The sequence below is a fragment of the Alkalitalea saponilacus genome, assembly GCF_900168165.1.
Lineage (GTDB): Bacteria > Bacteroidota > Bacteroidia > Bacteroidales > Marinilabiliaceae > Natronoflexus > Natronoflexus saponilacus.
The window spans coordinates 46360-61716 of sequence record NZ_FUYV01000022.1 but is presented as its reverse complement, the minus strand read 5'-3'; the positions used below and the strand labels follow the sequence as shown (position 1 = coordinate 61716).

Annotated in this window: 11 protein-coding genes; 5 read left to right on the top strand and 6 right to left on the bottom strand. The window is 38.9% G+C overall.

The genetic code is table 11. From position 1 onward, the window contains the following. Positions 1–165: 165 nt before the first annotated feature. Positions 166–1116 (bottom strand): hypothetical protein, encoded by a 951-nt coding sequence (locus B5X70_RS15535; RefSeq protein ID WP_079558825.1) that lies wholly within the window; start codon positions 1114–1116, stop codon positions 166–168. A gap of 732 nt (positions 1117–1848) precedes the next feature. Here B5X70_RS15535 and B5X70_RS15530 point away from each other — a divergent pair. The 3 genes from B5X70_RS15530 (at position 1849) to B5X70_RS15520 (ending at position 7693) form a co-directional block, all read left to right on the top strand. Further along, entirely contained in the window at positions 1849–3783 is a 1935-nt protein-coding gene (locus B5X70_RS15530; RefSeq protein ID WP_079558824.1) for a T9SS type A sorting domain-containing protein, read from the top strand. A gap of 640 nt (positions 3784–4423) precedes the next feature. Beyond that, positions 4424–6367 (top strand): tetratricopeptide repeat-containing sensor histidine kinase, encoded by a 1944-nt coding sequence (locus B5X70_RS15525; protein WP_079558823.1) that lies wholly within the window; start codon positions 4424–4426, stop codon positions 6365–6367. A 12-nt stretch (positions 6368–6379) separates the two neighbouring features. Next, complete coding sequence (locus B5X70_RS15520) at positions 6380–7693, top strand: DNA recombination protein RmuC (protein WP_079558822.1); 1314 nt, start codon at positions 6380–6382, stop codon at positions 7691–7693. A 15-nt stretch (positions 7694–7708) separates the two neighbouring features. Here the strand turns inward: B5X70_RS15520 and nadC are convergent, their stop codons facing one another. Both nadC and B5X70_RS15510 read right to left on the bottom strand, forming a co-directional pair. Continuing rightward, positions 7709–8551 carry a carboxylating nicotinate-nucleotide diphosphorylase gene (nadC, locus tag B5X70_RS15515; RefSeq protein WP_079558821.1) on the bottom strand — a complete coding sequence of 281 codons (843 nt, stop codon included), beginning with the start codon at positions 8549–8551 and terminating at the stop codon, positions 7709–7711. Further along, positions 8544–8948, bottom strand: a complete 405-nt coding sequence (locus B5X70_RS15510) for a DUF4783 domain-containing protein (protein WP_079558820.1) — start codon at positions 8946–8948, stop codon at positions 8544–8546. Before B5X70_RS15510 ends, nadC begins: the two co-directional genes overlap by 8 nt. A 276-nt stretch (positions 8949–9224) precedes the next feature. On the opposite strand from B5X70_RS15510, the gene rlmH reads away from it, so the two are divergent. Both rlmH and B5X70_RS15500 read left to right on the top strand, forming a co-directional pair. Beyond that, positions 9225–9698: a 23S rRNA (pseudouridine(1915)-N(3))-methyltransferase RlmH gene (rlmH, locus tag B5X70_RS15505; RefSeq protein ID WP_079558819.1), complete on the top strand. Its 474-nt coding sequence runs from the start codon at positions 9225–9227 to the stop codon at positions 9696–9698. 77 nt (positions 9699–9775) lie between these two features. Then, a complete protein-coding gene (locus tag B5X70_RS15500) occupies positions 9776–13501 on the top strand; it encodes a sensor histidine kinase (RefSeq protein ID WP_232468397.1) in 3726 nt (1241 codons plus the stop codon). Here B5X70_RS15500 and B5X70_RS15495 read toward each other — a convergent pair. From B5X70_RS15495 to B5X70_RS15485, 3 genes are read right to left on the bottom strand one after another with little or no spacing between them, the layout of a single operon-like run. Further along, on the bottom strand, positions 13456–13869 hold the full coding sequence (locus tag B5X70_RS15495; protein ID WP_079558818.1) for an RDD family protein: 414 nt from the start codon (positions 13867–13869) through the stop codon (positions 13456–13458). The two genes, B5X70_RS15500 and B5X70_RS15495, sit on opposite strands and share 46 nt — an antisense overlap. Before the next feature lie 48 nt (positions 13870–13917). Beyond that, positions 13918–14493, bottom strand: a complete 576-nt coding sequence (locus tag B5X70_RS15490; RefSeq protein ID WP_079558817.1) for a response regulator transcription factor — start codon at positions 14491–14493, stop codon at positions 13918–13920. 32 nt (positions 14494–14525) lie between these two features. Next, the gene (locus B5X70_RS15485; protein ID WP_079558816.1) at positions 14526–15263 is read right to left on the bottom strand and encodes a hemerythrin domain-containing protein; all 738 of its coding nucleotides are present in this window, start codon (positions 15261–15263) and stop codon (positions 14526–14528) included. Positions 15264–15357: the final 94 nt, after the last annotated feature.

Sequence of the window (15357 nt, the reverse complement as noted above, 5' to 3'; positions counted from 1 at the left end):
TACAATGTATATTATCAATACTTGACTGAAAAGGGGGTTGGTAATGCATACAAATGAATAACAATCAGTTTTTTTGCCGCCAAGTAAAACCCTGTAAAAGTTAGTTCCTGATTCAGGATGAATTAAATAAATGTCGTTACAATGAGAGAGTTAACAAAGATACGCCTAATTGGAGATATTTTTCTCATACCATTGATCCAAAGTACTAAGGGACAAAAGGTTTCTTGACCAGAAGTTGTAAAAAAACTTCCATACAGCAAAAACTACAACAAAAGAAGCTATAAACAGCAAAACAAAAATATTGAAAACCAAGGAAACAGCATCACCATAAGCTGCGACATCTTCCTTATGACGCTGACTGTCTGAACGGATCCCGTAAGAACTATTCCTAGCCCTATCCAAACTTCCACCAATATCCGAAAAGAGGAATCCTGCAATGCGCGATAAAAGATTGCCGCGCCCAAATTTGTGGTATCTTTTTTCCTCTAAAAACAAAGGTACTTTGCTGGCGAAGAAATACAATACGATACCTGCAATGTAGATTGGCATTATGTAGGGGTAGTCAGCATAAGCTTCCATCATTCCTGCAACTACAAAAGCTGCAATAATGATCCACCATGATCCGGTAAAAGAACGTTTCAACTTCTCATTATACAAGTTCTTCATATAGTTAAACTGGCGGACAATATCAGGATCATCAATATTTAATCTTGTATTGATGTAATCTAGGCCCCTTTTGATGAATTTTGCATCGCGCCCCCTGACAATGGTATAGAAGTTGTTTTCTTCATCGTCTTCATCCTTTATTTCTGCAAGTCTGGCAAATATTTTGGAGAGAATAATTTCCGCCCTGATGTTATGCTCATGCTGGGGAAGATCGAGAAGAACCCTATTGCCTGATGATGGTCTAATCTTTTCGTTCCAATGTGTATAAATGATCATCAAAACCCCAAATGCCATTAACCATATAAACAGACCAGCACCCACAACCATTAGTGGTGAGTCATAGTAGTTTCCAAGGGGTTCGGGCATTTCGCGAAAAAAATATGAAATCAATATTGCCGGAAGAAGCAAAGACAAACCCGCAGGAATTCCGAAAACTAATTTTTTACTCATTTTTTACCTGTTTTTAGTCATTTACAATTTGATTATTTAATGAATATCAGTTTGGTGAAATAAATCATGGTTAAGGTATATTGTAGGCGATTTAGTAGTTGTTACCAATATGTCAAAGATACAATTTGAAAGCAATTCACAACGCGACGCCTCCTATGACAGCCCAAATGCTAGCTGTTACCAATATTTCAAAGATACAATTTGAATTTAATATTAAGCAAATGCCAATATAATTAGTCTAAGCTTTGTTGGACTTTTCAAAGTTGACTTTATACACTTTCGTCATTATATTTATAGTATTCTCGGGGATGCGTCCCCGGGAAGCCGTAAAGCGGTAATTATCTTTGATAATGACCGCTTTACCCATGCTCTCAATTAACAACACAAAACATTTTTCCAGATTCCAACAAAATAAAAATTAATATAGAGGATTCATTTACCATGATAGGAAATATTTATTTTTTTACATAAACTTATTTTGTCTTCTTTGAGCAATGAGGCAAACCACAGTCCGTAAATTCAATTTGAATTTGCGGCCTATGTCATTTGCAAATACCAGTCTTTAATCAAAGGATATGAGCAGTTCATCATTTAAAGATTGATTCAAACAACTAAAATGGAGTAATTTGTAGACATAACAATACCCAACAATGATCGTCTGGGCATTTTTTTTAACGCCTTTCAGGCATTTCGGTACTGTTTTGATTTTTATATTAACTTAAAACATCAGTTATGAAAACAACTTTTACTCTACTATTGCTATTTATTATAGCTTCAGGTTCCCTGGCGGGAGGAATAATTTTAGAGCAGGCCAATATTCAGGAAACTTCTCTCGATGTGAACAGCGAACAGATAGTAGCTGAAATTCACATGGAATTTGATGAACCCGGGAAAGTAGTGGTTCGTTTTGATGGGTTAGCGATCTCCTCTGTAGGCGACCGCATTTTACTGGCTGCTAGTAATACCGGAAATTTTGGCATCAATAATGGACACACCTCGGTGCAAGTAGCAGATGCAAACAGCAATCAAAATAGTTTCTCGCATACCATGGTTTATGATGTTGAAGAAGGTAGCCAAACTTATTACGCATCAGTTTTCCAAAGTTCTGTACAAAACGATGGAAATGGGGTGGTCTCAGTTTACGGCAGTCTCACAGTAAAATTCATTCCAACAACATCACCCGTAATTATAGAACACCGAAACATTAATCAAACACATATAGATGTAAGCGAAACAGTTGCATTGGCCGAAGTGAGTCTAAATACAACTGTAGCCGGGCAGGTAAAAGTTCGATTTGATGGAACGGCTTTATCATCATATGGAGATGCACTCTTGCTGGCAGCCAATGACAGAATTGACTGGGGAGTAAATAACGGGCATGTTACCGCTCACGCCACCAGTGAAAGTGTAACAAGAAGCAATTTCTCACACACAAGAGTATTTGATATCAACGAAGGAGAGCATTCCTTTTATGCGACAGGAACACAAAGCATCGTTCATAACAATGGAGACGGAATGGCATCAATTTACGGAGCATTAACAGTAGAATTCACTCCACATAGTTATGAGCATCAAACCATTTACCATGAAGATATTACTCTTACCAATGCAGACGTAAGTGAAGCATTGCAGATTGCATCACAAATTGATCTGGATGCCATTGCTGATGGCAAATTGCTGGCCAATTTTGATGGCTTCGCAGTACTATCGCCGGGAGACCGGATCATTCTTGCAGCCAGTGACCGTCCGGACTGGGACTCTAATGAAGGTAATGTTTCATTAAAAGTTGCTGCCGGCAGTCTTAACACGCATTCCTTCTCCCATTCCAGATTGTACAACATTCAAGAAGGATCCAATTCATATTATGCTGTAGTAGATAGGTTTATTGGTGAAGCCAATGGTTCCGGGCTGGTATCTATTTATGGAAGACTAACTCTGACCTATATTCCTGAAATCATCGAAGAGTGTCTGGAACCCGATCAAAGTCAAAACAACCCTGCAGGAGGTGTTATGTTATCCCATAACATACCCAGATGGCAGGAGTTCATCCCAACGTTGAATAAACTGCGCCGTGTTGAGTTATATATTGATCCTGCAGGAAGTGCAGGAGGTCTGGATCTTGAGGTTACAAACATTAACAATGAAGTATTGGGAACAGCATCAATTAGTGAAGAGAATCTCGTATACGGATGGAACGAATTCCATTTAGCAGAGGAGGTCATACTCATATCAGGCAACACATACAGAATAAACTTAACTACAACCATTGCCGTTACAAATCCCTCCGACAGACACTTTTGGTATGGATCCAATACAGGCGATTACCCGGATGGGCTGGCAGATCCACATGACGAAATGCCGAATTTTTCTTATGCGTTTAGAACATTTGGCTGCATGATTGACGTCCCCAATTTCATTCCTCAGACCAATGAAGGGTTCATTAGAATATACCCGAATCCAGCCTCTGAATACATTAGTATATCAGGACTTGCTGAACCATCTGAAATAAAAATACATTCAATTTCAGGAGAACTAATCTATAACGGATTTGCAGATTTAGCTTCGGCAACGATTAATATTTCGTCATATCCTGATGGAATATATATCCTTACAATTCAGAATAATAATAGAATTGTCAATAAAAAATTCTTAATCGGGAATAGATAATTCTGAAACTGTTAATGTAGCTGTTAATTTTAAATGATACTATTTCCAAGATGTCAGGACTACGATCCTATTTATTCGAGAATAATCTATACTAAAGCAACCAGCTACATCGCAACTTCAAAAAACACTAGAAAATAGCAAACTGTTTCCATGTGTATGGAAACAGTTTGCTACTTTAATACTAAAAAATCACTAAATTGACATCCAATAAATAACTCTATTAAAACACACATCTCAAAACCCAACCATCATTTATATTAAACTAGAGAATGGTGAATTATACTATCGTGATTCGCAAAATAACTCAGGAAGAACTATTAATACTCATCTTGCTCCCGGAAATAAAGTTATATGGAAGCTTGATCGATGCCCGGCCATTAATGAAATCACCCAAATAAGTATAGAAGGCGATACCAGCATATTAAAAACAAAGCCTCAGAAAGTAGATTTTGACTTATGGGAGGCAGAAGGTGCTGATAAAGGGGAAGGTGAAATTTCATACCAGATTGAGGTTACCAAATGTACAGAAAAAACGGCAGACACAGGCAAATTGAAAAGCGAACCGAAACCACCAACTCTTAGAATGCCTTAGTAACCGTTAAACTTACAAGAGTATTCGTTTAAAGACAAAAAGACAATCATGATCAGACAACCCCTAATTTTCGCAATATTGTTCAGCCTGACTATCATAAGTTATGGCAGAAACGGGGTTGCTGTTGATAGTTGTCTGCAAATCCTCAGCAGTCAAACGAACCTACCTGAGGATGAGCAATGTCGGCTAATTCTCAAGATCATTCAAAACTCAGATTATGAAGAACCGTTTTTCAAATTTACTTCACAACTTCGGAAAATAGCAGAAAAATCAGGAAACCCCTTTTATTTGTTTTATTCCTGGTACGAAGAAGGTCAGGCACTTATAAATAAAGGGAATTACGAAGATGCAACTTCCAGTTTGATCAGAAGCCTGAAAATAGCCGAAAGGAACAAATTAATTGAGGAAATTGGATTGGCAAAATATGCCTTGAGCGTTGTTTTCTATAAAACCAATAACCATGAAACCGCTATCAAGTATATAAAAGAAGCCATTAATATATACTTTGATCAGGAACAAAGCCAACATTTTCTTGGAGGGAGTTATTATCAATTGGGGAATATCTTTCTTACGCTTAAGGAACCTGATTCTGCACTCTATTACTATAATTCAGCCAGTCAATATTTCGATCCTGATATCTCTCCACATGCACTTGCATATATTCAAGGGAATATTGGGACAATTCATTTTCAACAAAACAGAACTGATTCGGCCAGAACAAATCTCAATAAAGCCATCAGAATTCTTTCTGAAATGGAGGACAATTTAGCTCTTGTTCCATTGCTTATTTACAACAGTAGAAATGAAATGATATCTGGAAACAAGCAAATGGCATTGCAATTATCTTATGATGCCATGAAGCATGCCAAGGCCTCAAAAAGTGCTGAGAGATTAAAAGACGCATATGAAAATATGGCTAAGGTATATTTTAATAATGATGATTTTGAAAATGCTTATACAAGTCTCATTCGTTTCATGCATTTAAACGATAGCATTTTAAACATTGAAACTGTTACCGCAATGGCCAACTTACGCACCGATTATGAAATTGGACTTAAACAGGTAGAAGTTGATCAACTGACAATTACAAATCGTTATGCAAGGGGCATCCTATCATTAGTTACAGCCAGTCTCGTTCTCGTATCTTTTTTCCTGTTTATAATTTGGCGCCAAAATCGCCAAAAAAACCTGCTCAACATAGAGTTAAGCCATCAGGCCGATGAACTATTAATAAATAAGCGGGAATTGGAAATTTCGAATAAATCCAAAGATAAACTGTTCTCAATACTAGCGCACGATTTAAGAGGACCTGTTGGTGCCATCAACTCCCTCTCCCGTTATTTACAGGAGGCTTTAAACAGTAACAACCTGAAAGAAGCAAAAGAAATGGCATTTTCCATGTCCGACGCATCAAAACAAGTTACATTTCTCCTCAACAACCTGTTACATTGGAGTATTAGTCAACAAAACATATATCAACCAGAAAAGAAGCCACTTAACATCACCAATCTTATATCAGATATTATCTTATTATATAAACCAACGGCCAAGGAGAAAGAAATAGAGATCATTTACTCAAGCCCTTATTCTGTAGTTATAGCTGAGACTGATCCCAATTGCTGGGCCACAATAACCAGAAACCTTTTGAATAATGCAATTAAGTTTACACAAAAAGGGGGAACTATACGAATTAAGCTTAATTACCAATCAGGAAAACTTAGTCTGGAAGTAAAAGACAATGGGATTGGAATGACCAAAAGTCAGATTGAGTCCTTGTTTAAACCTGACAGCATAAAAAGCTCATGGGGTACGATGAATGAAAAAGGTCAGGGGTTGGGTTTGATTCTGGTTCACGATTTTGTGATCATCAACAAAGGCACAATAGAGGTGGATAGTAAGCCAAATCATGGAACTGTTTTTGTTGTAGCTATTCCTGCTGCATTAGTGGAAAAACGGGAAAACGCTGAAGTAGCCACCAACGTAAAAAAATAAATACACTAGTTCATGGAAATCACTCTGATCATCATTCTACTTTTCATACTGATCATTTTTCAAATCATCATCCTCATCCGCAACCCAAATAAAACCGGTGCTGTTCTTGACCCGTTTCAGGATCTGCTTAAAAAACAACAAAATGAGAGCCGATCGGAATTGTCTACCTCTCTTTTGCAGAACCGTGAAGAACTGGCCAACAATCTGGAAAGGCTCTCGCTAAGGCTGGAGCAGCGACTTTCAAAAATGCAGGAAATCAATGAAAAATCGGCCTGGCTCGCAAGAGAGGAGATGACCAGAGGGTTCAACGTTTTTCGGGAATCCTTCACTGCCAGTGTTAATGAATTTAATACTCTTCAAAAACACAAATTTGAAGAGATGACAAAAAGGCAGGATGCCCTGATACAATCCACAGAGAAGAAACTTGAGGAGATGCGGGTTACGGTTGACGAAAAATTGCATAAAACACTGGAAGAAAGACTTTCGCAATCGTTCAAACAGGTGAGTGAACGACTTGAAGCCGTGCAAAAAGGATTGGGGGAAATGCAAACCCTGGCGAGCGGGGTTGGCGACTTGAAAAAGGTACTCACCAATGTAAAAACCCGCGGAGTTTTAGGTGAGATTCAGCTTGGGAATATTCTTGAACAAATTATGGCACCTGAGCAATATGAATCCAATGTAAGGATAAAGCCCCACTCGGCCGATAATGTGGAATTTGCCATTAAACTTCCGGGGAAGGACAATTCAGGCGAACCGGTATATTTACCAATCGACGCCAAATTTCCTCAGGAAGATTATCTCCGGCTCTATGAAGCTTATGAACAAGCAGATAAAAGTGTGATTGAAACAGAAACACGCAATCTTGCTGCGTCCATTAAAAAGAGTGCAAAGGATATCAGAGATAAATATATTCACCCACCCCACACCACTGATTTTGCTATAATGTTTTTGCCAGTCGAAGGCTTGTATGCTGAAATAGTGCGACAACCCGCACTCATTACCCAATTGCAAAACGAATTTAAAGTGATTATAACCGGCCCAACAACCCTTGCGGCCATGCTTAACAGTCTGCAAATGGGATTTAAAACCCTGGCCATTCAAAAACGAAGCAGTGAAGTTTGGGAAGTACTGGCATCGGTAAAAAAGCAGTTCGGAGAATTTGGAAAGGTTCTAAAGAAGGCTCAGGATCGCATTCGACAGGCCAATGATGAAATAGAGACGCTGGTTACCACCCGTACCAATGTAATGATGAGCAAACTTAAAAACATTGATGCACTTCCGCAGGAGACCAAAACAGAAATTGAAGAGGAAAATACAGATATGTAAAATATTTAAAAGCCACTATGTGGCTTTTAAACTCAAATCGAGACTGCTGATTTGATGCGTCAAAGCCCCAACAGAGACAAAGTCCACACCTGTTTCAGCATAATCTCGTATGGTTTCAAGAGTAATGTTTCCGGAAGATTCAATCTCAAAGGCTCCATTAATGATGGCAACAGCCTCTTTTGTGTCTTCAACAGTGAAATTATCCAGCATGATTCTATCAATGCCCCCCACCCTGAGTACTTCGTTCAATTCCTCGAAGTTTCGCACTTCAACTTCAATACGAAGGTCTTTGTTTTGATCTTTCAAATAGGATTTTGTTCGGGTAATGGCGTTTTCGATGCCGCCAGCAAAATCAATATGATTATCTTTAAGCATAATCATATCATATAACCCGATGCGGTGATTGGTTCCACCACCAATCAACACAGCCTGCTTTTCAAGCAGTCGCATGCCCGGAGTGGTTTTGCGTGTGTCGAGCACCTTAGTTTGCAACCCTTCCAGTCGCCTTACATATTGATTGGTTTTTGTAGCAACACCACTCAAACGTTGCATGATATTAAGAACCAGTCTTTCGGCTTTGAGTAGCGTATGAACGCTGGCCTCCACTTCAAAGACCTTGTCTCCCTGATAAACAACTGTTCCATCCTGGATTAAAACATTGACTTTGGAAGTTGGTTCCACATGCTTAAAAATAAATACCGCGATTTCAACACCTGCAATAATGCCCGTCTCTTTCGCCAGAAGAACTGCCTTACCCCTTGCGTTTTGTGGAATACAGGCCAATGAAGAGTGGTCTCCATCTCCTATGTCCTCTTGCAGTGCCGATTTTATGAAATTTGTTAACCAATCGTTAGTCATCCTGCCGCTCTACTCTAATTTGATGAATTAATGTTTTATCTCCTGTTCGTTTGGTCAGAAACAATATTCTGAATTGGCCGGTGTTAAAATGATATCTACCTATGGCGAATGTGGCGTTTTCTCTAACTCCCTGATGTATTACCTGAAAAGATACGGGAGGATGTGAATCGAAAAAGTCTTTTACTAAAAAACGAGCCTGCTCTCGACTGTAAACGCCAGACTGACCCGGCAATACCAGTTCAATTCTGTCATTGAAGTATTGTGATAATTGACCGGAATCGCCATTTCTGGTGGCCACAACTATTTCATTCTGCAATTTACCCTCCGTTTGTCCATGCATCAAAAGAGGCAGAGAACACAACAGGAAAGCAACTAAAAGCAATTTTTCAAGTTTCATAACGAGTATAATTTAGGAGTTAAGTTCATGATTTATTCGGGTTAAGCATTGGGTTTTATGCCATTTGTTTATGAATTAGATCAGCTTTTGTTTTGCTTTCCAGAAAGCAAAACTTTTACTCTTTTAACAAGCGGCGAATAAACACAAATACCTAATTATCAATCATCATCATAAAATCACGAACCAATTCCGCCACTCAAATCTACAAAAACCAAACCATATATTTGGAAACCGTGTTCAAAATTCGTTTTTTGGCACATTAAATCGTTATACGTGATGAAAACATATTTGGTTATGGTTGGACGCACCTCCGACCCCTGGCTGAACACTGGAATTTCCGATTATTTCAAAAGAATTTCAAGGTATATCCCCTTTCAGGACATTGTTATTCCCGACATAAAAAAGGCAAAGAATTTATCAGAAAATCTGCTGAAAGAGAAAGAAGGTGAGGTAATTCTTAAAAACATATTGCCCGGCGATGTTCTTGTCATACTGGATGAAAAAGGACGTGAATTTACATCCCGGCAATTTGCACAATGGATGGAGAAGCAAATGGCTTCAGGAATTAAAAATCTATGGTTTGTTATTGGCGGCGCTTACGGATTCTCTCCTGAAGTGTATAAAAGAGCCGATTTCAAAATCAGTTTGTCGCAAATGACTTTTTCTCACCAAATGGTTCGTCTATTTTTTGCAGAGCAGCTTTATCGCTCACTAACAATACTCAACAACGAACCATATCACCACGATTAATGAAGATTGAGTGTTTTTTTAAGATATATATTCACTATTTTGCACAATAATTGTAAATAGAGAGACAAAAAACAGGCATGTATAAGAATTACCCAAAATTTCTTCCTCAAATATTGCTATTTCTATTCTTTCTAATTTTGGGAGAAGGATTAAGGTATCTGTCTGAAATACTGCCTGAAAAACCATTCGCTTCTCAGCGGATAGAAAAAACGGTGAATTCTATCCGCCAAAAAATGTCTGATCAGTTGGATCAGATACCAATTGAATCCTATACCACCCACGAAGAGTTGTGGCGGGGACTTGATTCTCTTCAAAAAAAAGACTTTGATTACCTGATTTTCCAGGGGCATGAACTGGTTGCCTGGAATAACCACATTCTTCCTGTTGAGGGTATAAACCCTCAATATTTCAGGAATCCATTGGTAAGATTAGATAATGGCTGGTACTTAACATCATATCGTCAGTACGGTTCAATACTTGCTGTTGGCTTCACCCTCTTTAAACAAGAATATCCCTACGAAAACCAGTTTTTGAGGAATGGGTTCTCAACAAAATTTGACCTTGCCCCCACTGTTCTCATCTCACGTGAACAATCAGCCACTCAAGTTGGCATTCATGATACAAACGGGGAGTTTCTGTTCAGCCTCATCCCCAATGGTGTCGAAAAGGATCAATCTGCCATTATGCAAATGAGCAGAATCTCTTTTTTAATATCTATTCTGTTTCTTTGGCTTTTGGTCTACAGAATTCAGTTCCGGTTTTCAAGCACTGGTGCGACAAACAGAGTGTTTTTTCTGGCTTCAGGATTATTTGCATTGGTATACTATCTCATTATATGGCAAAAAAATACCATCATACCAGACAATTCTGCTCTTTTTTCACCCAGGTATTTTGCCATGTCGGAGTTTCTTCCGTCCCTGGGTCATTTTTTATTATATTCCATCCTGATATTCTCAGTTTCGTTCTGGTTTTTTAAGTTTTTCAGGCTACCGGATAACATTGGATACGGAAAAAGGAGACACTTAAAAACCTATGTCGCATTGGGGTTATTCCTGGCGATAAGCGCCCTATTCATCATATATATCAACCAGTTGTTTTACTTACTGGCTAAACACTCTGCAGGATCTTTAATTATTACTAAGGTTATTGATTTCGACCTGGTTGCATTTACCAAAATGCTCATTGTGGCTCTACTGTTGCTCTCTTTTCTTATGGTTTTAGAGCGCATCGTAGTTATTTTTCTGCTGTATCTTACGCGCTGGCAGATATTCACTGGCTTCTTTATCACATTTTTCCTGCTCTGCCTGATTTTCAGAGGAATTGGAATTGGTGCCAGTGACTGGGCTTTTCTTCTGTTTTTTGCATGCAGCAGTCTGCTGATTTTTTCAAAACGCCGACCTCACCTTACACATTCATATTCAACCTTTTTATGGTTTGCAGGATTGTTTGCCATTTATGCCGGAGTAGTTCTTATGGATTTATCCATTCGCAAAGAGGAATCAGGCAGGGAACTACTCATTGAAAACCTTGCCTTTCAACTAATGCGTGATGAAGACCCGGTGGCCGAGATGTATCTTTCTGAAATTGAAAAACAAATCTCTTCTGATGCCACCCTGTCACGAATACTTGATCAACCTGAACCCGATCCGGAGGCCATTCGAAATCATCTTGTGAAATTTTACTTTTACGGATTCTGGAATCGCTACGACATGCAAATTATTCCTTGCTGGCCACAGGGAGATTTATATATTGAAGAGACGGGCGAAATTTATAACTGCTACCAATATTTCTTCCACATGCTGGATCAGTATGCCTACACCATTCCCGGAAGCAACCATTTTCATTACCTTGATAACCTAAATGGACGAGTTTCCTATTTTGGAGTTTTCCGTTTTTTCCCAAACGATCCGGATCGAGAAATATCACTATTTATCGAACTTCATTCCAAAGCCTATTTTGAAGGGTTGGGATACCCCGAACTACTGATCAGCGAACGCGAATACGGAAGATTAAAATTATTCAGGGACTACAGTTATGCAAAATATCTCAACGGCAGGCTGGTGAGACGTTCCGGAGACTACTTGTTTAAAAATGAATTATCCTGGCTACCACTTACTGCAGGAACAAAGGTGTTTATGAAGGAGAGCGACCACTCTCATTTGCTTTATCAGCACTCCGGCCAAATGGCCGTCATGTTAAGTCGTCAGGATTTCTCTATTTGGGATGTATTCATGGCTTTCTCCATTTTCTTTATTTTCTTCTTTCTCACGGGTGCTCTCATTATATTAATTATGCAATGGCGCTACGCCGGATTCTCTTTCAGAATTTCCATTCAGAAAAGAATACAGGTAGCATTTGTGATGCTTTTATTGCTGATGCTAGTAATCGTTGCCATTGGAACGGTGTATTACACCGTTCAGCAGTTCGAGAGAAAACATCTCGAACTTTTAGAGAGCAAAATACAATCCATCCTGATGGAGCTGGAATATAAAGTTGGTCTGGAAGGCCCCGAAACCACAAATCCCGGTGAGTATCTTAATTATCAACTCCAAATGATATCCAACGTATTTCATGCAGACATCAATTTATACGGAGTTGATGGAAAACTGACAGGAACATCCAGACCGGAATTGTTCCACAATGGGTTGGCAGGTCGCCAGATGAATCCAAACGCATATTTCAATCTGGCATATACTGATGCCGTAAGGTATTTGGCCGAAGAACGAATTGGCAACCTCAGTTACATCTCGTTTTATGTACCGGTGATAACTGCTGATAACAGACTTGCAGGATTCGTAAACCTACCTTACTTTGTGGGCAACAATGAATTACGCGACGAAATTTCTTCAGTAATTGTTACCGTGATTAACTTCTACCTTGTTTTCTCGTTTTTGGTAGTTGGATTTGCTGTATTCCTGGCCCGACAAATCACCAGGCCTCTTCTGTTATTGCAGGAACGGATATCCAGCTTAAAACTAGATCACCTGAACGAAAAAATTGATTATAAAGGTGAAGATGAAATCGGAAGTCTGGTGAAAGAGTATAACCGAATGGTTGACGAACTGGCCATCAGTGCGGAGAAGCTGGCCAAATCGGAACGCGATTTGGCATGGAGAGAAATGGCCAAACAGATAGCTCATGAAATCAAAAATCCTCTGACTCCAATGAAATTAAGCATTCAGTATCTCCAAAGAGCCTGGAACGATCAGGTTGAGGATTTTGACAGCTACATGAAAAAAGTAACTCAAACGCTCATCGAGCAGATCAATAATCTCTCATCCATAGCGTCGGAGTTTTCAAAATTTGCTCAAATGCCATCGGCAAAAACGGAGATTGTAAACCTGATTGAAAAGATTGAAAACAGTAGAACTCTCTTTGCCAACTCCACAAAAACCCCCATCGAATTTATTAATATGGCTGGCGATCCGGTATATGTAAAAGCCGATGGAGAGCAACTTTTGGGGGTATTTAACAACCTCATCAAAAATGCCATTCAGTCCATCCCATCCGTCAAAACAGGAAAAATTGAGATAACAGTTACAAATGAGGGGCATGGTGTGAGAGTGGCCATTAAGGATAATGGAAAAGGGATTCCTGAAGAAATTACAGACAAACTCTTTGTTCCCAGCTTCACTACTAAAACCGGCGGAATGGGGCTTGGATTGGCCATTGCACGCAGAATCATTGAAAATGCCGGCGGTCACATCTGGTTTGAAACAGAAATTAATAAAGGGTCGATATTTTATGTGCAACTACCTTACAAGGAAGAATCTTCACTCTCCGGATTCTCGTCTGAGGTATAAATGACAGAAGTTTGAGCCCAATAATCGGCCAACCGGCTGCCCTTGGTAAAAAAATACCAGATATCAACCAGATTCAACCCCGGAATAAGAAGTACCAATCCGCGGATGACAGACTTTTCGGGATGACGAACCAAACTCCTGTTGTCAGGTCGCGTAATGACCTTTATGCGCATTAAATGCTTCCCGAAACTCTGACCTTTTAAAAAAGGCAGTGAATCCTTGGTCAGATGATAAATTATTCCGATCATCCAACCTACACGGGGAAATAAAAACAGTCCTGTTACTATTATGATGTCTATTACTGCAGCTATAATGCGCTCCATATGAGGCGCATTTATAACCGCATCGGGTTGTCCGCTTGTTGCCATGATTCTATAATTCTTAAATTGCAATGATACAAAAAGCAGCCATACAATTTATGAAATATCGTCCATTTTTATCAACCCGTTTATAATGGCATAAACTGTAAGACCAGACACACTCTTGATGTCCAGTTTCCGGGTAATATTTTTTCGATGAGAGATAACCGTGTGTGTACTGATATGGAGCAGCGTGGCAATCTCTTTATTGGTACGCCCGAGAGCCACATTTTTCAGAATCAGCTTTTCTCGTGGTGTCAGTTCTTCTGATTCTTCAGGTTCTTTTATTTTTCCTGCACCCTTTATATATGGAGCAAGCTTTCGTGTGATAGAAATTTTTGAATCAAAAACAGAAAACTGATTTTCGGGAGATTCATATGGTAAAGCCGTTCCAATAACATAAATCACGCGAGATGAATCACTCAATAACCCTTTTAACTTTTCATCTGCAATCAGCGATGCAAGAGAAGTGTTAATGATTAATATATCCGGCATGAAATGTTCCAACACCTCTTCAACCCCAAGATGTGAGCCCAGAATCTCTATATTAGCAATTTCAGGAAACTGTTTTAGTATATGAATGATTCCTTTTCTTACAAGATATGATTGTTCAACTATTAATATTTTTACCATTACCTATTGTTTGATTTAATAATAGTTGATCATTAAAAAAACGATGGCCGTTTTTTTAATTCAGCCTCCATTTGACGAACTTTGGGAATTAACACATTCTCCTCTAATATGGTATGATCTTTCAAATCCTTGCCTAATCGATAAAACTCAAGAAGAAGGTTTGTAAAATGGCAATTATCGGATGGAGGTGACATATACTTTAATAAAATACTCTGCATATCAAAAATCTTCTCCTCCAAATCGCTGTGATGATCTAGGTATTTGTCAATTGAGTACTCTGAATATTTGTCGCGAAACTGCTCCGAAGTCATTTCCCCGTTTATGGCTTTTTCCAGGTCAAGAACGTATGGAAAAGTGACCTGTTCTTCATCATCAAGGTGTTCGGAAAACTCTTTGATATATTCTTTGAAGAAGCGAATCATTAACGCAGCCGTTTGGTCAGGTATTTCGGTCATCGACTCCAGTTGCTCTATCTCCTTTTCAATTCTCGGAATCTGGTAATTGATATAGCACTGATGGGTGTTATGCAAATAGGTTACCAACCAATGAGGAGGATGATCAATCAGTTGCTGCTGAGGAAAGTTTTCCCTCTCGTTAAACCATTGTGCCAGTTGCAGAAAAAAATCAACATTTATGCTACTCTCCCTGCATACTGTTTCAATGGATTTATCCTTAAAACCAAAAGGGATTTGAAGTCGCTGAATAACGGCAAGTATTTCAAAATTGAATTGCACCAGATCAGCCATCTTCATTTTTGCATGAATCCTCATAGTCAAGTTATTAGTTATATCACTCCACAACAATTAAGCAGTTTTAGAAGCTACTTATTTAGAATCAGTAAAAATAGCATTTTGTTATCAAAAC